The organism is Streptomyces sp. NPDC036815 (genome assembly GCF_055609205.1).
The window spans coordinates 56,738-76,825 of the sequence record NZ_JBVJPW010000007.1; the positions used below are offsets into that span (position 1 = coordinate 56,738).

18 protein-coding genes are annotated in these 20,088 nt (G+C 72.3%); 12 read left to right on the forward strand and 6 right to left on the reverse strand.

Annotated features, from left to right (window positions below; translation table 11 throughout):
- The 3 genes from ACZ69I_RS16615 (at position 1) to ACZ69I_RS16625 (ending at position 2,049) form a co-directional block, all read left to right on the forward strand.
- Entirely contained in the window at positions 1-651 is a 651-nt protein-coding gene (locus ACZ69I_RS16615; protein WP_467671417.1) for an AIM24 family protein, read from the forward strand.
- A 47-nt stretch (positions 652-698) separates the two neighbouring features.
- Positions 699-1,454, forward strand: coding sequence for an AIM24 family protein (locus ACZ69I_RS16620; protein ID WP_470833142.1), 756 nt, complete (start codon positions 699-701; stop codon positions 1,452-1,454).
- A gap of 118 nt (positions 1,455-1,572) precedes the next feature.
- Positions 1,573-2,049, forward strand: coding sequence for a MarR family winged helix-turn-helix transcriptional regulator (locus ACZ69I_RS16625; protein ID WP_055564215.1), 477 nt, complete (start codon positions 1,573-1,575; stop codon positions 2,047-2,049).
- Positions 2,050-2,080: 31 nt separating this feature from the next.
- Here the strand turns inward: ACZ69I_RS16625 and ACZ69I_RS16630 are convergent, their stop codons facing one another.
- A complete protein-coding gene (locus ACZ69I_RS16630; protein ID WP_470832885.1) occupies positions 2,081-3,562 on the reverse strand; it encodes a sensor histidine kinase in 1,482 nt (493 codons plus the stop codon).
- Positions 3,559-4,224, reverse strand: coding sequence for a response regulator transcription factor (locus tag ACZ69I_RS16635; RefSeq protein ID WP_470832887.1), 666 nt, complete (start codon positions 4,222-4,224; stop codon positions 3,559-3,561). Before ACZ69I_RS16635 ends, ACZ69I_RS16630 begins: the two co-directional genes overlap by 4 nt.
- A gap of 149 nt (positions 4,225-4,373) precedes the next feature.
- Between ACZ69I_RS16635 and ACZ69I_RS16640 the strand changes: the two genes are divergently transcribed.
- Positions 4,374-5,084, forward strand: coding sequence for a PepSY domain-containing protein (locus tag ACZ69I_RS16640; protein WP_470832888.1), 711 nt, complete (start codon positions 4,374-4,376; stop codon positions 5,082-5,084).
- On the opposite strand, the gene ACZ69I_RS16645 is transcribed toward ACZ69I_RS16640, so the two are convergent.
- The 3 genes from ACZ69I_RS16645 to ACZ69I_RS16655 form a co-directional block, all read right to left on the reverse strand.
- Entirely contained in the window at positions 5,057-6,313 is a 1,257-nt protein-coding gene (locus ACZ69I_RS16645) for an MFS transporter (RefSeq protein WP_470832889.1), read from the reverse strand. The two genes, ACZ69I_RS16640 and ACZ69I_RS16645, sit on opposite strands and share 28 nt — an antisense overlap.
- Positions 6,314-6,576: 263 nt before the next feature.
- On the reverse strand, positions 6,577-7,533 hold the full coding sequence (gene meaB / locus ACZ69I_RS16650) for a methylmalonyl Co-A mutase-associated GTPase MeaB (protein WP_470832891.1): 957 nt from the start codon (positions 7,531-7,533) through the stop codon (positions 6,577-6,579).
- Positions 7,534-7,581: 48 nt separating this feature from the next.
- Positions 7,582-8,784: an acetyl-CoA C-acetyltransferase gene (locus ACZ69I_RS16655; protein ID WP_470832892.1), complete on the reverse strand. Its 1,203-nt coding sequence runs from the start codon at positions 8,782-8,784 to the stop codon at positions 7,582-7,584.
- Positions 8,785-8,922: 138 nt separating this feature from the next.
- On the opposite strand from ACZ69I_RS16655, the gene mce reads away from it, so the two are divergent.
- The 8 genes from mce to ACZ69I_RS16695 all read left to right on the forward strand — a co-directional run bounded on the left by mce (position 8,923) and on the right by ACZ69I_RS16695 (position 19,650).
- Positions 8,923-9,363, forward strand: coding sequence for a methylmalonyl-CoA epimerase (gene mce, locus ACZ69I_RS16660; protein ID WP_467671401.1), 441 nt, complete (start codon positions 8,923-8,925; stop codon positions 9,361-9,363).
- Positions 9,364-9,602: 239 nt separating this feature from the next.
- Positions 9,603-13,574, forward strand: a complete 3,972-nt coding sequence (gene scy / locus ACZ69I_RS16665; protein ID WP_470832893.1) for a polarized growth protein Scy — start codon at positions 9,603-9,605, stop codon at positions 13,572-13,574.
- A 182-nt stretch (positions 13,575-13,756) separates the two neighbouring features.
- Positions 13,757-14,692, forward strand: a complete 936-nt coding sequence (locus tag ACZ69I_RS16670) for a coiled-coil domain-containing protein (protein WP_362364906.1) — start codon at positions 13,757-13,759, stop codon at positions 14,690-14,692.
- Positions 14,693-14,765: 73 nt separating this feature from the next.
- Positions 14,766-15,773 carry an ABC transporter ATP-binding protein gene (locus tag ACZ69I_RS16675; RefSeq protein WP_470832894.1) on the forward strand — a complete coding sequence of 336 codons (1,008 nt, stop codon included), beginning with the start codon at positions 14,766-14,768 and terminating at the stop codon, positions 15,771-15,773.
- A 3-nt stretch (positions 15,774-15,776) separates the two neighbouring features.
- The gene (locus ACZ69I_RS16680) at positions 15,777-16,547 is read left to right on the forward strand and encodes an ABC transporter permease (RefSeq protein WP_467671395.1); all 771 of its coding nucleotides are present in this window, start codon (positions 15,777-15,779) and stop codon (positions 16,545-16,547) included.
- A gap of 36 nt (positions 16,548-16,583) precedes the next feature.
- Positions 16,584-17,411 carry a hypothetical protein gene (locus ACZ69I_RS16685; protein WP_470832895.1) on the forward strand — a complete coding sequence of 276 codons (828 nt, stop codon included), beginning with the start codon at positions 16,584-16,586 and terminating at the stop codon, positions 17,409-17,411.
- Between the two features lie 110 nt (positions 17,412-17,521).
- Positions 17,522-18,700 (forward strand): ABC transporter ATP-binding protein, encoded by a 1,179-nt coding sequence (locus tag ACZ69I_RS16690; protein WP_470832896.1) that lies wholly within the window; start codon positions 17,522-17,524, stop codon positions 18,698-18,700.
- An 86-nt stretch (positions 18,701-18,786) separates the two neighbouring features.
- Entirely contained in the window at positions 18,787-19,650 is an 864-nt protein-coding gene (locus tag ACZ69I_RS16695; protein WP_470833143.1) for an ABC transporter permease, read from the forward strand.
- A 21-nt stretch (positions 19,651-19,671) separates the two neighbouring features.
- On the opposite strand, the gene ACZ69I_RS16700 is transcribed toward ACZ69I_RS16695, so the two are convergent.
- Positions 19,672-20,004, reverse strand: a complete 333-nt coding sequence (locus ACZ69I_RS16700) for an ATP/GTP-binding protein (RefSeq protein ID WP_467671387.1) — start codon at positions 20,002-20,004, stop codon at positions 19,672-19,674.
- Positions 20,005-20,088: the final 84 nt, after the last annotated feature.

A 20,088-nucleotide genomic window follows, 5' to 3' on the forward strand; every position in this document is an offset into this window, starting at 1 on the left:
ATGCCGTTCCGGGAGATCAATTCGAAGATGGTCGAGGCCACGCTGCGGCCGGGCGACACGGTCTTCAGCCAGCGCGGCGCCATGCTCGCCTACAAGGGGGACGTCTCCTTCACCCCCAACATCCAGGGCGGCCAGGGCGGCCTCGCCTCCATGATCGGCCGCCGGGTCGCGGGCGAGGCCACCCCCCTCATGACCGTCGAGGGCAGCGGCACCGTCCTCTTCGGGCACGGCGGTCACCACATCCAGGTGATCGGCCTCTCCGGAGACACCCTCTACGTGGAGGCGGACCGCCTGCTCGCCTTCGACGGCACGCTCCAGCAGGGCACGATGTTCCTGGGCGCGCAGGGCGGCGTCATGGGCATGGTGCGCGGACAGGTCAGCGGCCAGGGCCTGTTCACCACGACCCTGAAGGGCCACGGCGCGGTCGCCGTCATGGCGCACGGCGGCGTCATCGAGGTGCCGATCACCCCGCAGCGGCCCGTCCACGTCGACCCGCAGGCGTACGTCGCCCACCACGGCGACGTGCGCAACAAGCTCTCGACGGCGCTCGGCTGGCGCGACATGGTGGGCCGCGGCTCGGGAGAGGCCTTCCAGCTGGAGCTGTCGGGGAGCGGCGCGGTGTACGTCCAGGCTTCGGAGGAGAAGCTGTGAACCCCAACGTCTCGACCCCCGCGGGGGCGCCCGCCGTCTTCGACCCCATGACGCTGCCGAGCGACGACAACGTCAATCCGTACACCTTCTGCGTGGAGCTCAAGGGCAGCCAGTGGTTCCTGCAGAAGGGGAAGATGATCGCCTACTACGGGCGCATCGACTTCAACGGCATCGGGCACGGCCGACTGGACCGGCTGGTCCGGACCAGCTTTCATTCGCCGCTGCACGCAAGCGACTGGGTCGTGGCGGACGGGCAGGGCAAGATGCTCCTCGCCGACCGGGCCTTCGACGTGAATTCGTATGACTTGAACGAGGGCAACCTGACCATTCGCTCGGGCAACCTCCTCGCTTTTCAGCCAACTCTCGCGTTGAAGCAATCCATCGTTCCGGGCTTTCTGACGCTCATCGGCACGGGCAAGTTCGTCGCCGCTTCGAACGGCCCGGTGGTGTTCATGGAACCGCCGATCCGCGTTGATCCACAGGCCCTCGTGGGGTGGGCGGACTGCCCTTCACCCTGCCACCACTACGACCACGGATATCTCACCGGAGTGATCGGGGGCGTGCGAGCGCTGACCGGCATCGGCGGCAGTTCGGGCGAGGAGCACCAGTTCGAGTTCGTGGGCGCCGGCACCGTGCTGCTCCAGTCCTCGGAGGCGCTCATGCCCGAGCAGGCCGCGGGAGCGGTGCCGAACCAGGCGGGCGTGCCCGGCGGACAGGGCGCCCCGGGCCAACCGGGTCAGCAGCCGGGGACACCGCGCCTTCCCGGACAACTGGGGGACCTCCAGCGTCGCTTCGGGCTGTGAGCGGTAGTCTGCGGAGTGTGACGGCGAACGCCTGTGCCCCTCCGAGAGGCAGGGGTTGCGAGGCGCGTCACATCCCACCATTCGTTCACCTTTCAACTTCTTAGGTAGAATCGATTCCATGGAGACCGAGACGGCCCCGCAGTGGCTGACCGACGAGGAACAGTGCGCATGGCGCACCCACGTGGAGGTCAACAGGATGCTGACATATCAGCTCGAAAAGGACCTTCAGCCGTTCAACCTGACCATGAACGACTACGACATTCTCGTGTATCTCTCCGAATCGGAAGAGCTGCGGATGCGGATGAGTGATCTTGCCGCCGCCACCCTGCAGTCCAAGAGCCGCCTGTCCCACCAGATCACCCGCATGGAGAACGCGGGTCTGGTGCGCCGTGAGAACTGCGAGTCCGACCGGCGAGGCCTCTACACCGTACTCACCGAGGAGGGCATGGAGACCATGCAGAAGGTGGCTCCACACCACGTCGCCTCCGTGCGGCGGCACTTCGTGGACCTCATCTCCGCCGAAGCACTCGAAGATCTGCGCAAGGCCCTGACCCCGATCGCGGAACACCTGCGCTCCCAGCGCGGCAAGCCCTGATCCGCTCCGCCACGGCCGGCCGCGACACCCCTCAATCCGCCGACGACTGAGGGCTGGGCAGCCGGAGTTCGAAGAGCGCACCACCGGACGGCGCCTCGCGCACCACGAGCGTGCCGCCGTGCCGTACCGCCACGTCCCGCGCGATGGCGAGGCCCAGGCCGGCCCCGCCCTCGTCGCGGGTGCGCGCGTCGTCGAGCCGTACGAACCGCTCGAAGATCCGCTCCCGTTCGCCCACCGGCACGCCGCTGCCGTCATCGGCCACCTCCAGGACCGCCCAGGCGCCGTCGGTCCCGGTGGTGACCGTGACGCGGGAGCGCGCGTGCCGCTGGGCGTTGTCCAGCAGGTTGCCGAGCACCCGCCCCAACTGGCCGCGCGAGCCCGCGATCTCGACGCTCCGCAGATCCGTGCGCACGTCGACGTGGTCCCCGGTCCGCTGCGAGACCTCCTCGCGGACGAAGGCCGCCAGGTCGACCCGGGCGTCGCCCGGCTTCTCCCCCGCGTCAAGGCGGGCAAGGAGGAGCAGGTCCGCGGCGAGACCCTGAAGCCGCACGGTGTCCTCGACGGCGCCGTCCACGTCCAGCAACTCCGGGTGCGCCGCGCCCACTTCGAGCTGGGTGCGCAGCGAGGCGATGGGGCTGCGCAGCTCGTGCGAGGCGTCCGCCACGAAGCGCCGCTGCCGCTCCACCGAGGTCTGCAGGGCGGTGAGCGTCTCGTTCGTGGTGCGGGCGAGGCGGGCGACCTCGTCGTGCGTGTCCGGCTCGGGCACGCGGCGCGCCAGGTCCTCCGACGCGGTGATCGCTGACATCTCCGCGGTGATCGCCGCCACCGGGCGCAGCGCTCGCCGCGTCACCAGCCAGGTCACACCGGCGACGACCGCGAGGAGCAGCGGGAAGCCGATCAGCATGGACGTCAACGCCGTGGAGACCGCGCTCTGTTCGCTGGAGAGCGAGCCGCCCGCGTGGACGGTGAGGTCGCCCCTGGACTCGGTGGTCACCTCGACGGCGGCGAAGCGGAAGTCGGAGGTCTCGCCGTCGACGGTGGCGGAGCCGTTGGTGAACTCGGTTTCGTCGTCGACCTCACCGACGTCGGAGGAGTCCTCCTCCCCCTTCTCCTCCCCCTTCTCGCCCTGCTCCCTCTTCTCTCCCTGCTCCCCGTCCTCGGCGCTCCCGGGCTTCGGCGTCCGGGAGGCGGGGACGGGCTTGACCGCGTCGACGCCGGTTCCACTGATCTTCTCCAGGTCCTCGCCGGCCGCGACCAGCCTGCCCTCGTCGTCGACGACCTGGACGGGCGCGTCCTCGTCGTCCGGCAGGTCGAGGTCGGCGTACGGCCGGCCCGCGACGAGCTGCGAGGCGACCTTGCGGGCGGTTGAATCGGCCCGCGCGTCCGCCTGGTCGACGAGGTTGGCCCGCAGCGAGAGGAGCACGGCGGCGCCCGCGGCGACCAGGGCGAGGGCGACGACCAGGCTCGCGCCGAGCGTGGCCCTGGCCCGTACCGATCCGAACAGCTTCCTCATCGCGGGGCCTCCAGGCGGTACCCGGCGCCGCGCACGGTCTTGATCAGGGCCGCGCCCAGCTTGCGCCGCAGCGTGCTCACGTACACCTCGACGATGTTGGGGTCGCCCTCGTACGCGAAGTCCCAGACGTGGTCCAGGATCTCGCCCTTGGAGACGACCTCGCCGGTCCGCAGGACCAGCTGCTCGAGGACCGCGAACTCCTTCGCGGTGAGCGTGACTTCGTCCTCGCCGCGGAAGACGCGGCGCGCGGCCGTGTCGACCTTGAGGTCGCCGAGGGTGTGCACCGGGGACGGTCCCGCGGAGCCGCGGCGGCGCAGCAGCGCCTTCACCCGGGCGACGAGGACGACGTACGAGAAGGGCTTGGTGAGGTAGTCGTCGGCGCCCGTGTCGAGTCCCTCCGCCTCGTCGTACTCGCCGTCCTTGGCGGTGAGCATCAGGATCGGCACCTCGTGCCCGGCGGCGCGCAGCGTGGCGCAGACGCGGTAGCCGTTCATGCCGGGCAGCATGATGTCGAGGATCACCAGGTCGTACGTGCCCTCGCTCGCCCGGTGCAGTCCGTCGAGGCCGTCGTGGACGACGTCGACCGCGTAACCCTCCGCGGTGAGGCCCTTGGCCAGCGACAGGGCCAGTCGCTTTTCGTCCTCCACGATCAACAGGCGCATGCGTTCAGGGTGGCAGAGCGAAGCTGAAGAGTTCTTCAGGCGGCTTCAGCGTGGGTTCAGGATCGCTCGGCCAGATTGGTCCCTGTCGAAAGCGAACGGCAGCGGCCCCGGCCGCCGCCCCCATCGCCCAGCTCCTCGGGAGGACCCTCATGAAGCGCAACATCGTGATCGCCACCGTCGCCGCCGCGGCCCTGATCGGAGGCGGCACCGCCACCGCCTTCGCGGTCGGCGGTGACGACGACGGCGCCGCGGGCAAGTCGAGCGTCCAGCTCAAGGACAACGGCCGCGACAGCGGCTCCGACGGCGCCCGCGACGACGACGCACACGACGACGACGCGGAGGACGCCGCCGAGGCGAAGGCCGCGAAGGTGACGGCCCCCGACGCCATCGAGGCCGCGCTCGCCCACACCAAGGGCACCGCCGTCTCCGCCGAGCTCGACGACGAGGACGGCGGCCTGGTCTGGGACGTCGACGTCCTCAAGGGCAGCACCTGGCACAGCGTCGAGGTCGACCCCGGCACCGGCAAGGTGCTCGGCTCCTGGGTCGACAAGGACGACGACGGTGACGACGCCGCCGACGCCGCCCGGGTGAACTCCGCGCTGAAGGGCGCCTCCGTCGGCGCCGCGGACGCCGCGCGGGCCGGTGCCGACAAGGGCACGGTGACCTCCGTGGACCTGGACGACGACGGCAAGGCGGTCGCCTGGGACGTGGAGACGACCGGGGCCAAGGGCGCCGAGTCCGAGTACACCGTCGACCTGAAGACCGGCAAGGTCACGGCCGACCACGACGACCGGGGCCACGACGACCACGACGACCACGACGGTCAGGACGGTCAGGATGACGACGGCTCCGACGACTGACGTACGGCGGGCACTTCGGCCACCGGGGCGGCGTCACCGACGCCGCCCTCGGTGCGTCGCGGCCCGCGCAGGGTGACGAGCACCGCCAGGACGGGGGCGACCGCGGCCCCCGCGAAGCACCAGGCCAGCGGGGCCCGTCCCACCACGGCGCCGATCGCGGCCGCGCCGACCGAGAGCCCCGCGTTCACCGCCGTGTTGACCCACGCGCCCGCCTGGGTGCGCAGCTCCGGGGCCACGGAGGCGTCCGCGATCAGATAGGCGGTGGTCAGCGCCGGGGCCACGAAGAGTCCGGCGCAGGCCGCCACGCCGACCAGGGCGGGCAGCCCCGGCGCGAGCCCCGCCGCGGCCGAGAGCAGGCCGAGCGCCACGGCGAGCACGGGCAGCCGGGACCGCGCCGACGACCGCCAGGGCACGGCGCCGTGCAGCAGACCGCCCACGGCACTGCCCGCCGAGAACGCGGCAAGGACCCAGACCACGGCGTCCGGCCGCCCCGCCCGCTCGGCGAAGGCGACGAAGAGCAGTTCGAGGGCGCCCACGCAGAGACCGACCCCCGCCACGACGACGACGGGCTGCGCCAGCACGCGCCCCGCGGCGCGCCCACCTCCTCCACCGCCCCCGGCGGCCTCGCCGCGCCGGTCGCGCCGCCCCCGGACGGCCGGGCAGGCGAGGAAGGCGAGCGTGCCGGTCCAGATCAGCGCGGCGCTGACCGCGATGCCCGCGGCGGCGGGCCCGACCTGGACGATCAGCCCCACGAGCAGCGGCCCCGAGACGAACAGCAGCTCCTCGGCCACCCCGTCCAGGCTGTACGCGCGCTGCAGCAACCGCCGGTCACCGTCGAGGAGTTCGGCCCACACGGTACGCATGACGGGGCCGAGCGGCGGCGTACAGGCTCCCGCGCACGCGGCGAGGACGCCGAGCCAGACCGGGGCCGTGCCGGGCCGCCAGGTCGCGAGGGTCAGGGCGGTCAGGAGCGCGGCGTACAGCGAGACCATCGGCGCGAGCGCGCGGCGCGGCCCGTGCCGGTCGACGAGCGCGGCACGGACCGGCGAGAGCAGCACGTTGGTCGCCCCGAACAGCGCGGCGACGGCCCCCGCCACCGCGTACGAACCGGAGGCATCCCTGACCGCCAGCATCAGGGAGAGGGAGACGGTCCCGTACGAGAGGCGGGCGGGCAGGACGGTGGCGAAGGCGCGGAGGGCGTGCGGGGTCCGCAGCACGGCGAGATACACGGAAGGGTTCCTCTGGACTCGAAGAGGCACAAGGGGTCGCCGGAGTCCCGCGTGGGCCACGGTCGTACGTGGCGAGCGCGGGCGGGTCGGGCCTTATGCCAAGAGGAGGAACACGGGGGCACGGTAACCGTCGGGATGCCGCTCCGGCACCCCTTTTTCCCGTACGGGCGTCAGAGGCGCCCAGCTCCCCGGCCGATGTCAGAGGCACTCCAGCCCCCCCCCGTTCAGCAGCGGCGCCCTGGCCCTCCGTCAGCAGCGGCGCCCTAGCCCTCCGTCAGCCCTTCGACCAGTTCGTCGGCCGCCGTGTACGGGTCGAGCTCCCCCGCCACGATCCGCTCCGCGAGCGCGGAGAGCCTGAGGTCGCCGTGCAGGGAGCCGATCCGCTCGCGCAGCGCCGTGACGGCGATCGTCTCGACCTCGTGGGAGGCGCGGGCGGCCCGGCGCTCCGCGAGGACCCCCCGCTCCTCCATCCACGCCCGGTGCTTCTCCAGCGCCTCGACGACCTCGTCGACGCCCTCGCCGCGCGCCGCGACCGTCTTCACGATGGGCGGCCGCCAGTCGCCGGCGCCGCGGGACTCGCCGAGGCCCAGCATGTGGTTCAGCTCGCGCGCGGTCGCGTCGGCGCCGTCGCGGTCCGCCTTGTTGACGACGTACACGTCGCCGATCTCCAGGATTCCGGCCTTCGCCGCCTGGATGCCGTCGCCCATGCCGGGCGCGAGGAGCACGACCGAGGTGTCCGCCTGCGAGGCGATCTCCACCTCGGACTGCCCGACGCCGACGGTCTCGACGAGGATCACGTCGCAGCCCGCGGCGTCCAGGACGCGGATGGCCTGCGGCGCGGCCCACGCGAGCCCGCCGAGGTGGCCGCGCGTGGCCATGGAGCGGATGTAGACGCCGGGGTCGGACGCGTGGTCCGACATCCGCACCCGGTCGCCGAGGAGCGCGCCCCCGGAGAAGGGGGACGACGGGTCGACGGCGAGGACGCCGACCCGCTTGCCGGTCCGCCGGTAGGCGCTCACGAGCGCGGACGTCGATGTCGACTTGCCGACACCGGGCGACCCCGTGAGGCCGACCACGTACGCGTGGCCGGCGAGCGGCGCCAGCGCGGCCATCACTTCGCGCAGCTGCGGCGACGCCCCCTCGACCAGAGAGATCAGCCGGGCCACGGCCCGCGGCCTGCCCTCGCGGGCCTGCGCCACGAGAGAGGGGACGTCCTGCATCACAGCTCCGTTCACTACGTACGACTCACTGCGGCGGCCGGGCGGAGGCTAGCCCTTGGCCACCTTCACGATCAGGGCATCGCCCTGACCACCGCCACCGCACAGCGCGGCCGCGCCCACGCCACCGCCGCGCCGCCGCAGTTCCAGGGCGAGGTGCAGCACGACACGGGCGCCGGACATCCCGATCGGGTGACCCAGGGCAATGGCGCCGCCGTTGACGTTCACCTTTTCCGAGGACACTCCGAGGTCCTTCATTGACTGCACCGCGACGGCGGCGAAGGCCTCGTTGATCTCGATCAGATCGAGGTCGGAGACCTGCAGGCCCTCCTTCTTCAGCGCGTGCCGGATCGCGTTGGACGGCTGCGACTGCAGCGAGCTGTCGGGCCCCGCCACGTTGCCGTGGGCGCCGATCTCCGCGATCCAGGCCAGGCCCAGCTCCTCGGCCTTGGCCCTGGACATGACGACGACCGCGGCCGCGCCGTCGGAGATCTGCGAGGAGGTGCCCGCGGTGATCGTCCCGTCCTTGGCGAAGGCGGGGCGCAGCTTGCCGAGGGACTCGACGGTCGTCTCCGGGCGGATGCCCTCGTCCTGGGAGAAGAGGACCGGGTCGCCCTTGCGCTGCGGAATCTCGACCGGGGTGATCTCGGCCTCGTACAGGCCGTTCTTCTGGGCGGCGGCGGCGCGCTGGTGGGAGAGGGCGGCCACCTCGTCCTGCTCCGGGCGGCCGATGCCGAGGCGGGTGTTGTGCTTCTCCGTGGACTCGCCCATCGCGACGCCGTCGAAGGAGTCGGTCAGGCCGTCGTACGCCATGGAGTCGATCATCTCGATCGCCCCGTACTTGTGGCCCTCGCGGGACTTGGGGAGCAGGTGCGGGGCGTTGGTCATCGACTCCTGGCCGCCCGCCACCACGATGTCGAACTCGCCGGCGCGGATCAGCTGGTCGGCGAGCGCGATGGCGTCGAGGCCCGACAGGCACACCTTGTTGATGGTGAGTGCGGGGACGTTCATGGGGATGCCCGCCTTGACGGCGGCCTGGCGCGCCGGGATCTGCCCTGTCCCGGCCTGGAGCACCTGGCCCATGATCACGTACTGGACCTGGTCGCCTCCGATGCCCGCGCGCTCGAGCGCGGCCTTGATCGCGAAGCCCCCCAGGTCCGCACCCGAGAAGGACTTCAGCGAGCCGAGGAGGCGGCCCATGGGCGTGCGAGCGCCCGAGACGATCACTGAGGTGGTGCCGGTCGTTCCTGCCATGTGCGACGACCCCTTGGGAGGAGAGGAGTTAACGAGGGTTTATCTGAATGTACTGAGCAGTACCCCCGCCGTCACCGGGCGGCAGGTGTGATCGCGCGCACGTTGCGTAATCACTGCGTCAAGCGCTGCACTTGAAGCATGCTGACGCGAATCGATCACATCGGGATCGCCTGTTTCGACCTCGACAAGACCGTCGAGTTCTACCGCGCGACGTACGGATTCGAGGTGACCCACAGCGAGGTCAACGAGGAGCAGGGCGTGCGGGAGGCCATGCTCAAGATCAACGACACCGGCGACGGAGGCGCCTCCTACCTCCAGCTCCTCGAGCCCACCCGCGACGACTCCGCGGTCGGCAAGTGGCTGGCCAAGAACGGCGAGGGCGTCCACCACATCGCCTTCGGCACCGCCGACGTGGACGGCGACGCCGCGGCCATCAAGGACAAGGGCGTGCGCGTGCTCTACGAAGAGCCCCGGATCGGCTCCATGGGGTCACGCATCACCTTCCTGCACCCCAAGGACTGCCACGGCGTCCTTACGGAACTTGTCACTTCGGCACCGTCCGAGTCACCGGAGCACTGACCTCCGTATATCTGGGCCGGTAGGGTGAGGGGCGGCCGTCCGAACTTCGGGGCGGCCGAGTGCCGGGGTCCGGGTTTCGGGGGACGAGCGTCGGGGCAGCAGCCCATGCTCCGCTGTTGATCTGACACCATTCCCCCGGGGGCCCCGTTCGGCGGATGAACGGGGCTCGATGGAGAGAGTTGCGACCAGGGTTGGGGTATCCCCTGCTCGTAGAGCTTGGGGAAGGATGGGACCGCGCAGTGCGGGGCTACGAACGCCAAGAGAACTCGCGGGCTGAGACCGACAGTCTTTCGCGGTTCGAGGCCGAGATGGACCGGCTGAAGACCGAGCGGGAGAAGGCCGTCCAGCACGCCGAGGACCTCGGCTACCAGGTCGAGGTGTTGCGCGCCAAGCTGCACGAGGCGCGCCGCAACCTCGCGTCCCGCCCTGCCTACGACAGCGCGGACATCGGGTATCAGGCCGAGCAGTTGCTCCGCAATGCCCAGATCCAGGCCGAACAGCTGCGCGCCGACGCCGAGCGCGAACTGCGGGACGCCCGGGCGCAGACCCAGCGCATCCTCCAGGAGCACGCCGAACAGCAGGCCAGGCTCCAGTCCGAGCTGCACACCGAGGCCGTGACGCGGCGCCAGCAGCTCGACCAGGAGCTGAACGAGCGCCGGCAGACCGTCGAGTCGCACGTCAACGAGAACGTGGCCTGGGCCGAGCAGCTCAGGGCCCGTACCGAACAGCAGGCCCGCCGCCTCCTCGACGAGTCGCGCGCCGAGGCCGAGCAGTCCCTCGCCGCCGCCCGCGCGGAGGCCGCCCGCGTCGCCGAGGAGGCCCGCCAGCGCCTGGCCGGGGACGCCGAGGCCGCCCGCGCCGAGGCCGAGGCGATCCTGCGCCGCGCCCGCACGGACGCCGAGCGCCTCCTGAACGCCGCGTCCACGCAGGCCCAGGAGGCCACCGACCACGCCGAGCAGCTGCGCTCCACCACGGCGACCGAGTCCGAGCAGGCGCGCCGGCAGGCCGCCGAGGCGAGCCGGGCCGCCGAGCAGCGGATGGCCGAGGCCGAGACGGCGCTGCGCGCGGCGCGCGCCGAGGCGGAGAAGGTGCTCGCCGAGGCCAAGGAGACCGCCTCCAAGCAGCTCTCCGCCGCCGAGGGGGCCAACGAACAGCGCACCCGCACCGCCAAGGAGCAGGTCGCCCGGCTGGTCAGCGAGGCCACCAAGGAGGCCGAGGCCACCAAGGCCGAGGCCGAGCAGCTGGTCGCCGACGCCCGCGCGGAGGCCGAGAAGCTGATCGCGGACGCCGCCGAGAAGGCGCGCACGATCACCGCCGAGGAGACCGCGGGCCAGCTCGCGAAGGCCGCGCGCACCGCCGAGGAGGTCCTCGACAAGGCCTCCAAGAACGCCAAGGACACGACGAAGGCCGCCACCGAGGAGGCCGAGCGGATCCGCACCGAGGCGGAGACCGAGGCGGACCGGCTGCGCGCCGAGGCGCACGACATCGCCGAGGAGCTCAAGGGCGCGGCGAAGGACGACACCAAGGAGTACCGCGCCAAGACCGTCGAGCTGCAGGAGGAGGCGCGCCGGCTGCGCGGCGAGGCCGAGCAGCTGCGGGCCGACGCGGTCGCCGAGGGCGAGCGCATCCGGGGCGAGGCGAGGCGCGAGGCGGTCAAGGAGATCGAGGAGGCGGCCAAGTCCGCCGAGGAACTCCTGGCCAAGGCGAAGGCCGACGCCGAGGAGCTGCGCACCGCCGCGACCACCGAGAGCGAGCGGGTCCGCGCCGAGGCCGTCGAGCGCGCCACGGCGCTGCGCACGCAGGCCGAGGAGACCCTGGAGCGCACCCGCGAGGAGGCCGAGCGGCACCGCGAGGAGGCCGCCGAGCAGGCCGAGACGACCAAGTCCGAGGCTGAGGAGGCCGCGCGGGCGCTGCGCGAGGAGACCGAGCGGGCCATAGCGGCGCGTCAGGCCGAGGCCGCCGACGAGCTGACGCGGCTGCACACGGAGGCCGAGGAGCGTCTGACCACCGCCGAGCAGGCGCTGAGCGACGCCCGCGCGGAGGCCGAGCGCATCCGCAAGGAGGCCACGGACGAGACGGACCGGCTGCGCACCGAGTCCGCCGAGCGGATCCGCACGCTCCAGGCGCAGGCCGAGACCGAGGCGGAGCGGCTGCGCACGGAGGCCGCCGCCGATGCCTCGCAGGCCCGCGCGGAGGGCGAGAACCTCGCCGTACGCCTGCGTTCGGAGGCCGCCGCCGAGGCCGAGCGGCTCAAGACCGAGGCGCAGGAGACCGCCGACCGCGTCCGCGCGGAGGCCGCGGCCGCCGCCGAGCGGGTCGCCGCGGAGGCCGCCGAGGCGCTGTCCGCCGCCCAGGAGGAGGCCGCCCGCCGCCGTCGCGAGGCCGAGGAGACCCTGGGCTCCGCGCGCGCGGAGGCCGATCAGGAGCGTGAGCGCGCCCGCGAGCAGAGCGAGGAGCTCCTCGCCTCCGCCCGCAAGCGCGTCGAGGAGGCCCAGGCCGAGGCGGTCCGCCTGGTCGAGGAGGCCGACCGCCGCGCGAGCGAGACGGTCTCGGCCGCCGAGCAGCACGCCCAGTCCGTACGGGACTCCGTGGCCGGTCTGCACGAGGCGGCGCAGGAGGAGGTCACGGGCCTGCGGTCGGCCGCCGAGCACGCCGCCGAGCGCACGAGGACCGAGGCGCAGGAGGAGGCCGACCGCGTCCGCTCCGACGCCTATGCCGAGCGGGAGCGCGCCACCGAGGACGCCAACCGCACCCGGCGGGAGGCGTCGGAGGCCGCGGAGGCCGCGAAGTCCCTTGCCGAGCGCACGGTTTCGGAGGCCATCGCGGAGGCCGAGCGGATGCGCTCGGACGCCTCGGAGCACGCCCAGCGGGTGCGTACGGAGGCATCGGACACCATCGCGCAGGCCGAGCAGGACGCGTCCCGCACGCGTGCCGACGCCCGCGAGGACGCCAACCGCATCCGCGGCGACGCCGCGAGCCAGGCCGACCAGCTGATCGGCGAGGCCCGCAGCGAGGCCGAGAAGCTGCAGAACGCCACGGCGGCGGAGGCCGAGCGCGTCCGTACGGAGGCCGCCGAGCAGGCCGAGCGGCTGCGCGCCGAATCGACCGCCGAGGCCGAGCGGCTCACCGCGGAGACCGCCGCCGAGGCGGAGCGGGTGCGCGCGGAGGCCGTGGCGAAGGCCGAGAAGCTCATCTCGGACGCGTCCGGCGACGCGGAGCGGCTGCGTGCCGAGGCCGCCGAGACGGTCAACTCCGCGCAGCAGCACGCCGAGCGGATCCGCGGCGAGTCCGAGCGCGTCAAGGCGGACGCGGCCCGTGAGGCCGAGCGGCTCACGTCCGAGGCGCGCGACGAGGCCGAGCGGACCCTCGACGAGGCCCGCCAGGCCGCCAACAAGCGCCGCCAGGAAGCCGCCGAGCAGGTCGACACGCTCATCACGGAGGCGGCGGCGGAGGCCGAGAAGCTGACGTCGGACGCGCAGGAGAAGGCCCTCAAGGCGACCACGGACGCCGAGGCGCAGGCCGACACGATGGTCGGCGCGGCCCGCAAGGAGGCCGAGCGCCTCGTCGCCGAGGCGACGGTGCGGGGCAACTCCCTGGTGGAGAAGTCCCGTACGGACGCGGACGAGCTGCTCGTCGGCGCCCGCCGCGACGCGACCGCCATAAGGGAGCGCTCGGAGGAGCAGCGCGACCGTCTGTCGGCCGAGATCGAGGAGCTGCACGAGCGCGCCCGCCGCGAGTCCGCGGAGGCGATGAAGACGGCGGGCGAGCGCTGCGACGCGCTGGTGAAGGCCGCCGAGGAGCAGCTCGCGGAGGCCGAGGCGAAGGCCAAGGAGATGGTCGCCGAGGCCAACTCCGAGGCGAGCAAGGTCCGTATCTCCGCGGTGAAGAAGGCCGAGGCGCTCCTCAAGGAGGCCGAGACGAAGAAGGCCGCGCTGACGCGCGAGGCCGAGCGGATCAGGGCCGAGGCGGAGGCGGAGGCCACGCAGACGGTCGAGGAGGGCAAGCGCGAGCTGGAGGTCCTGGTCCGGCGCCGCGCGGACATCAATGCGGAGATCTCCCGTGTCCAGGACGTGCTGGAGGCGTTGGAGTCTTTCGAGGCCCCGACGGGCGGTGCGAAGTCCGGGTCCAACAGCGGCTCGGGAACGGGTGGCGTCAAGGCCGGGGCCGCGGCGGGGTCGACACGTTCGGGTGGCAAGCAGTCTGAGGGGTAGCCAAAGAGCATCTCGCGTGCTCTGTAAGGACCTTTGGCCCTGTCGCTGGCAAGTGCTCTGGCGGTTAGCCACTCAAAAGGGGTGTCATTCTCCAGATCAAACGGGCATCTGCTCGATGACACGCCGCTCGGACCCCTAGGATTCCCTCTATCACCTCACCGGTCTCATTCGACAGGAACCCCATGAGCGACACTTCCCCCTACGGCTTCGAGCTTGTGCGGCGTGGGTACGACCGCGCTCAGGTGGACGAACGTATCTCCAAGCTCGTCTCCGACCGTGACAGCGCTCTCGCCCGTATCACTGCTCTGGAAAAGCGCATCGAGGAGTTGCACCTCGAAACGCAGAACGCCCAGGCCCAGGTTGCCGACGCCGAGCCGTCGTACGCCGGTCTCGGTGCCCGCGTCGAGAAGATCCTCCGCCTCGCCGAGGAGGAGGCGAAGGACCTGCGCGAGGAGGCCCGTCGCGCGGCCGAGCAGCACCGTGAGCTCGCCGAGTCCGCGGCCCAGCAGGTGCGCAACGACGCCGAGTCGTTCGCCACCGAGCGCAAGGCCAAGGCCGAGGACGAGGGCGTCCGGATCGTCGAGAAGGCCAAGGGCGAGGCGAACGCGCTGCGGGCCGAGGCCCAGAAGGACGCGCAGTCCAAGCGCGAGGAGGCGGACGCCCTCTTCGAGGAGACCCGCGCCAAGGCCGCCCAGGCCGCCGCGGACTTCGAGACGAACCTCGCCAAGCGCCGCGAACAGTCCGAGCGCGACCTGGCATCGCGTCAGGCCAAGGCGGAGAAGCGCCTCGCGGAGATCGAGCACCGCGCGGAGCAGCTGCGTCTGGAGGCGGAGAAGCTGCGCACGGACGCGGAGCGCCGCGCCCGGCAGACCGTCGAGACCGCCCAGCGCCAGGCCGAGGACATCGTGGCGGACGCGAACGCCAAGGCGGACCGCATCCGGTCGGAGTCCGAGCGTGAGCTCGCGGCGCTCACCAACCGCCGGGACAGCATCAACGCGCAGCTCACCAACGTGCGCGAGATGCTGGCGACGCTCACGGGTGCGGCCGTGGCCGCCGCGGGTACGCCCGCCGACGACGAGCCGGTCTCGCGCGGCGTTCCCGCGCAGCAGACCCGCTGAAGCGATCCGTCGCACAAGCGAAGCCCCCCGCCACCGAGTGGCAGGGGGCTTTGTCTCGTTCTAGCGTTGCCGCATGATCGAGCTCCAGGGGCTGACCAAGCGGTACGGCGAGAAGGTGGCCGTCAACAACCTGACCTTCACCGTGCGCCCCGGCATGGTCACCGGCTTCCTGGGCCCGAACGGCGCCGGGAAGTCCACGACCATGCGCATGCTGCTCGGGCTCGACAACCCCTCGGCCGGTGACGTCCGCATCGACGGCAGGCACTACTCCGAGCTCACGGACCCCCTGAAGTACATCGGCGCGCTGCTCGACGCCAAGGCGATGCACGGCGGCCGCAGCGCCTTCAACCACCTGCTCTGCCTCGCGCAGAGCAACGGCATCCCGCGCGGGCGCGTCAGCGAGGTCCTCGACACCGTCGGCCTGAGCGCCGTCGCCAGGAAGAAGGCCAAGGGCTTCTCGCTCGGCATGGGTCAGCGCCTGGGCATCGCGGGCGCCCTGCTCGGCGACCCCGAGATCCTGATGTTCGACGAGCCGGTCAACGGCCTCGACCCCGAGGGCATCCACTGGATCAGGAACCTCATGAAGTCCCTTGCCGCACAAGGCCGTACGGTCTTCGTCTCCTCGCACCTGATGAGCGAGATGGCGCTCACCGCCGAGCACCTCGTCGTCATCGGCCAGGGCCGCCTTCTCGCCGATCTGTCGATGTCCGACTTCATCCGGCAGAACTCCCGGTCGTACGTCAGGCTGCGCTCCCCGCAGCGCGAACGGCTCCTCGACGTGCTGCACGAGGCGGGCGTCACCGCCGTCGAGGCGGGCGACGGGGCCCTGGAAGTGGACGGGGCCCCCGCGGAGCGGCTCGGCGAGCTCGCCGCGGGCCACGGGCTCGTCCTCCATGAACTGAGCCCCCAGCAGGCCTCGCTGGAGGAGGCTTTCATGCAGCTCACCGCGGAGTCCGTGGAGTACCACGCGCACGCGGACCACCCGCACGCGGACCACCGGCGCGACGGACCGCCGCCGAGTGCCGCGGGGCCGGTGAGCACCGGCTGGGGCGAGGGCTGGCAGCAGCGGAAGGACGTCTGAGCGATGGCCGCGACGCAGGTTCTGAAGTCGGAGTGGACCAAGATCCGCTCGGTCTCGTCGACCGTCTGGACGCTCGGCCTCGCCGTCGTCGTCACGGTCGCGCTCGGCACCCTGATCAGCATCCTGTCCAAGAACGACTACGACAGTCTGGACGCCAAGGACCGGCTGACCTTCGACCCGACCTTCATCAGCTTCGCCGGGATGTCCCTCGGCCAGCTCGCGATGATCGTCTTCGGGGTGCTCGTCGTCTCGAACGAGTACAGCACCGGCATGATCCGCACATCGCTCGCGGCGGTGCCGCAGCGGGCCACGTTCCTGTTCAGCAAGATCGGCGTCGCGACCCTGCTCGCGTTCGCGGTGGGCCTGGTCACCAGCTTCCTCACGTTCTTCGTGGGGCAGGCGATGCTCGGCCAGTACAAGGCCCATATCGGCGACCCCGGCGTGCTGCGCGCGGTGCTCGGCGGCGCCCTCTACATGGCGCTCATCGCGATGTTCTCGATGGGCGTCGCGGCGATGCTGCGCAGCCCGATGCTCTCCCTCGGCATCCTGATGCCGTTCTTCTTCCTGATCTCCAGCATCCTCGGCAACGTATCGGCGACGAAGAAGATCGGCCGCTTCCTGCCCGACCAGGCCGGCAGCAAGATCATGCAGGTCAAGTCGCCGTTCGACGACGACACCCCGTACGGGCCGTGGGGCGGTCTCGGGATCATGGCGGTGTGGGTGGTGGCGGCGCTGATCGGTGGGTACGTACTGCTGAAGAAGAGGGACGCCTGACGGTCGCGTCCGACGGCGCGGGGCACAGGGGGGCGCGTGACAGCGCAGGACCGCGGACTCGCGGCGCTCGGTCTCGACGGGGTGCCCGCCCTGCAGCCCCTCACCTACCCCGGCCTGCCGGTCACGGTCCCCTCCCTGCTGACCGGCGCCGAACTGCTGCCGCTCCGGGCCCGGCGGGGCGGACTCGGCGCGTGGACCGTCGCCGGGGGCCACCGGCCCCACCGCTCCCTGGACGACGTCCTCGCCGGGCTCGGCCGGACGCCCGTCGACGGCCGGCTGCCCGTGATCGCCGTCGGCTCGAACGCCTCCCCCGGACAGCTCGCCCACAAGCTCGCCCGGCTCGGCACCCCCGGCGCCGTGCCGATGGTGCCCGTGCGGCTGCGCGGCATCGGCATCGGCTGCTCCGCGCACATCGGCCGCGCCGGGTACGTGGCGGCCGCCCCCTACAGCGCCCCCGAGGCGCGGGCCGCCCTCGTCGTGTCCTGGCTGGACGAGGCCCAGCTGGCCGCGGTCGACGCCACGGAGCTCCCCAACTACCGGCGGGTGCGGCTCCCGGGCGACGCGTACGGGATGACCCTGCCCTCCGGCGAGCGGCTCGACGAGGGGTACGTCTACGTCAGCATGCGCGGCCTCCTCGCCGACCCGGTCACCGCGGCGCCGCGGCCCGGCGGCGGCGACCAGGCGGTCCTGCTCGACACCTTGCTCGACGCGTCGCCGCGGCTGCGCGAACTGCTCGGGCCCGACGCGGCCACCTGGGTGCGGCGGGCCGCCGCCGACCCGGAACTGCGTGCCCGGGGCACTCTCCTCTTCGCCGAGGAGGGCTGGGTGCTGCCCTGGACGGAGCTTCCGCTTCCGCCGGGCTGAGCCCGGCCGTTTTACTCGCTCTTGGCTGGAACCGTCAGCTCCCCGTTATCCTCCTAACCCTTACGGGGGCGTGTGCCCCGACGTCCTGAACCATTCGATGGGTGCGGAGAATGATCGAGGCAGTCGGCCTGACGAAGCGCTACGGCGCCAAGACAGCCGTGTACAACCTTTCCTTCCAGGTGCGGCCCGGTACCGTCACCGGCTTCCTCGGGCCCAACGGCTCCGGCAAGTCGACGACGATGCGCATGATCCTCGGGCTCGACGCGCCCACCACCGGGCAGGTGACGATCGGCGGCTACCCGTACCGCAAGCTCCCGAACGCCCCCCGCCAGGTCGGTGCGCTGCTCGACGCCAAGGCCGTGCACGGCGGCCGGCACGCCCGCAACCACCTGCTCTGCCTCGCGCAGCTCTCCGGCATCCCGGCCCGCAGGGTCGACGAGGTGCTCGGCGTCGTGGGTCTGCAGGACGTGGCGAAGAAGCGCTCCAAGGGCTTCTCGCTCGGCATGGGCCAGCGCCTGGGCATCGCCGCGGCGCTCCTCGGCGACCCGCAGGTGCTGCTCTTCGACGAGCCGGTCAACGGCCTCGACCCCGAGGGCATCCTCTGGGTCCGCAACCTGATGAAGTCGCTCGCCGCCGAGGGACGCACGGTCTTCGTGTCGTCCCACCTGATGAGCGAGATGGCGCTCACGGCCGAGCACCTGATCGTCATCGGCCGCGGTCAGCTGCTCGCCGACATGAGCGTCACGGACTTCATCTCGGCCAACTCCGCGGACTTCGCGCGGGTGCGGACGCCGGACGGCGAGCCCGAGCAGCGCGAGAAGCTGACGGCCGCGCTGACCGAGGCGGGCGGCCAGGTGATGCCGGAGGCGGACGGCGCGCTGCGCGTGACCGGCCTGCCGCTCCCCCGCATCAGCGACCTCGCGCACGGCGCGAACGCCCGCCTGTGGGAGCTCTCCCCGCACCAGGCCTCGCTGGAGGAGGCGTACATGCGGATGACGCAGGGCGCCGTCGACTACCGCTCCACGGTCGACCAGCGCGCGAGCCTCCAGCAGCAGATGCCGCCCGGCGCGCTGCCGCCCGGCCAGGCGCCGGTGCCCGGCCAGGGCCAGCCCGGCTGGTACGCCCCGCCGCCGCCCCAGCAGGGCGGCCAGCCCTTCGCGATGCCGCAGCCGCAGGGCGCGCCCGGGACGCCGAACCCCTACGCCACGGCGCCCCAGCAGGCCCCGACGGCTCCCCCCGCAGCCCCCGCCCCCGACATGACCAAGCGCGACAGCGAGGACCAGCGATGACCACGCCTCCGACGCCGCAGCAGCAGCCGCAGGCACAGCCCCAGCAGGCGTACGCACCGGCGGGCGCCCCGGCGCAGGGCGCTCCGATGCAAGGAGCCCCCGCCACCCCCACGGCCCCCGCGCCCGCCGCCCCCGCGCCGCCCTCCGCCTGGCAGCAGGCGATGGCCAACGCCTACACCTCGCCGATCCCGGTCAAGAAGACCCACCTCGGCAACGCCCTCGCCTCCGAGTGGACGAAGATCAAGTCGGTCCGCTCCACGATGTGGACCCTGGGCATCTTCCTGCTCCTGGTCATCGGCATCGGCCTGCTCGCCGTGGCGAACACCACCCCGGCCGACTACGCGGACATGCCCTTCACGGTCCCGGCCTTCTTCGGCCTGATGCTCGGCCAGATCTGCCTGATCACGCTCGGCGTCCTCGTCACCTCGTCCGAGTACGGCACGGGCATGATCCGTCCGACGTTCACCGCGTCCCCGCAGCGCCACCGCGTCCTCACCGCGAAGATTCTGATCTTCTTCGTGGTCGCCTTCGTGGTCTCGGCCGGTTCCATCCTGCTCGTGGGCCTGGCGGCGTCGGCCGCCAACAGCGGCCCGGAGGCGGGCGACCTGCCGTGGGCGGGCACGGTCTTCAAGGGCGGCCTGTACGTCTCGCTGCTCGGCGTCCTCGCGCTCTGCGTCGGCTCCATGCTGCGCCACTCCGCGGGCGCCATCACGGCGATGCTCGGCGTGGTCCTGGTGCCCGCGATCCTGCCCGGATTCCTGATGATCTGGAAGAGCACGGAGCCGCTCGGCGAGAAGATGAACGACTACAACGCCATCACCGCCCTCGCCAAGATCTTCGGCGCGGAGGACACGGGTGGCAGCGGCGGCGCGCAGCTGGCGCTGCTCCTCGTCATCACCGCGGCCGCCGTCGCGGGCGCGTTCGCCCTCCTGGAGAAGCGCGACGTGTAGCCGCAGAAGCAAGCCGAGGCGTCAGTACCTCGGCGCGTTACGGGACCGCTGTACCCGCGTGGTGCGGCGGTCCTTCGCGTTCCAGCACGCCTTGTGCCAGTGCCTGCGCTCCTCCACGCCCGAGTGCTCGGGCCAGGCCACCACGTGCGCGAGGGCCGAGGGGATCTCCTGGTCGCAGCCGGGGCAGCGGTAGCGCTTGCCCGCCGCGCTGGCGCCCGCGACGTGCCGCACGCTCCACTGCTCGCCCTGCCAGCTCTCGGTGTTCTGGAAGCCGCCGTAGCGGCCCGACGGCTCCGCGTCCGCGGACGCCCTCAGCTCTCCGGCGCCCTTGGGGCGGTTGCGACGCGGGGACACGAAACACCTCACGGGCTGTACGGCGGTCAGGAGGGTGACCAGCCTACGCGGCACGCCGCGGGGTACCCGTCGCCTTCCGGTGGC

What these genes read in the sequence shown, in the direction of transcription:
- ACZ69I_RS16670 (WP_362364906.1), top strand. Translation starts at nt 13,757, where the DNA reads ATGAGCGACACTTCCCCCTACGGCTTCGAGCTTGTGCGGCGTGGGTAC.
- ACZ69I_RS16680 (WP_467671395.1), top strand. Translation starts at nt 15,777, where the DNA reads ATGGCCGCGACGCAGGTTCTGAAGTCGGAGTGGACCAAGATCCGCTCG.
- ACZ69I_RS16630 (WP_470832885.1), bottom strand. Translation starts at nt 3,562, where the DNA reads ATGAGGAAGCTGTTCGGATCGGTACGGGCCAGGGCCACGCTCGGCGCG.
- ACZ69I_RS16655 (WP_470832892.1), bottom strand. Translation starts at nt 8,784, where the DNA reads ATGGCAGGAACGACCGGCACCACCTCAGTGATCGTCTCGGGCGCTCGC.
- ACZ69I_RS16625 (WP_055564215.1), top strand. Translation starts at nt 1,573, where the DNA reads ATGGAGACCGAGACGGCCCCGCAGTGGCTGACCGACGAGGAACAGTGC.
- ACZ69I_RS16675 (WP_470832894.1), top strand. Translation starts at nt 14,766, where the DNA reads ATGATCGAGCTCCAGGGGCTGACCAAGCGGTACGGCGAGAAGGTGGCC.
- meaB (WP_470832891.1), bottom strand. Translation starts at nt 7,533, where the DNA reads ATGCAGGACGTCCCCTCTCTCGTGGCGCAGGCCCGCGAGGGCAGGCCG.
- ACZ69I_RS16615 (WP_467671417.1), top strand. Translation starts at nt 1, where the DNA reads ATGCCGTTCCGGGAGATCAATTCGAAGATGGTCGAGGCCACGCTGCGG.
- mce (WP_467671401.1), top strand. Translation starts at nt 8,923, where the DNA reads ATGCTGACGCGAATCGATCACATCGGGATCGCCTGTTTCGACCTCGAC.
- ACZ69I_RS16620 (WP_470833142.1), top strand. Translation starts at nt 699, where the DNA reads ATGACGCTGCCGAGCGACGACAACGTCAATCCGTACACCTTCTGCGTG.
- ACZ69I_RS16635 (WP_470832887.1), bottom strand. Translation starts at nt 4,224, where the DNA reads ATGCGCCTGTTGATCGTGGAGGACGAAAAGCGACTGGCCCTGTCGCTG.
- ACZ69I_RS16690 (WP_470832896.1), top strand. Translation starts at nt 17,522, where the DNA reads ATGATCGAGGCAGTCGGCCTGACGAAGCGCTACGGCGCCAAGACAGCC.
- ACZ69I_RS16695 (WP_470833143.1), top strand. Translation starts at nt 18,787, where the DNA reads ATGCAAGGAGCCCCCGCCACCCCCACGGCCCCCGCGCCCGCCGCCCCC.
- ACZ69I_RS16640 (WP_470832888.1), top strand. Translation starts at nt 4,374, where the DNA reads ATGAAGCGCAACATCGTGATCGCCACCGTCGCCGCCGCGGCCCTGATC.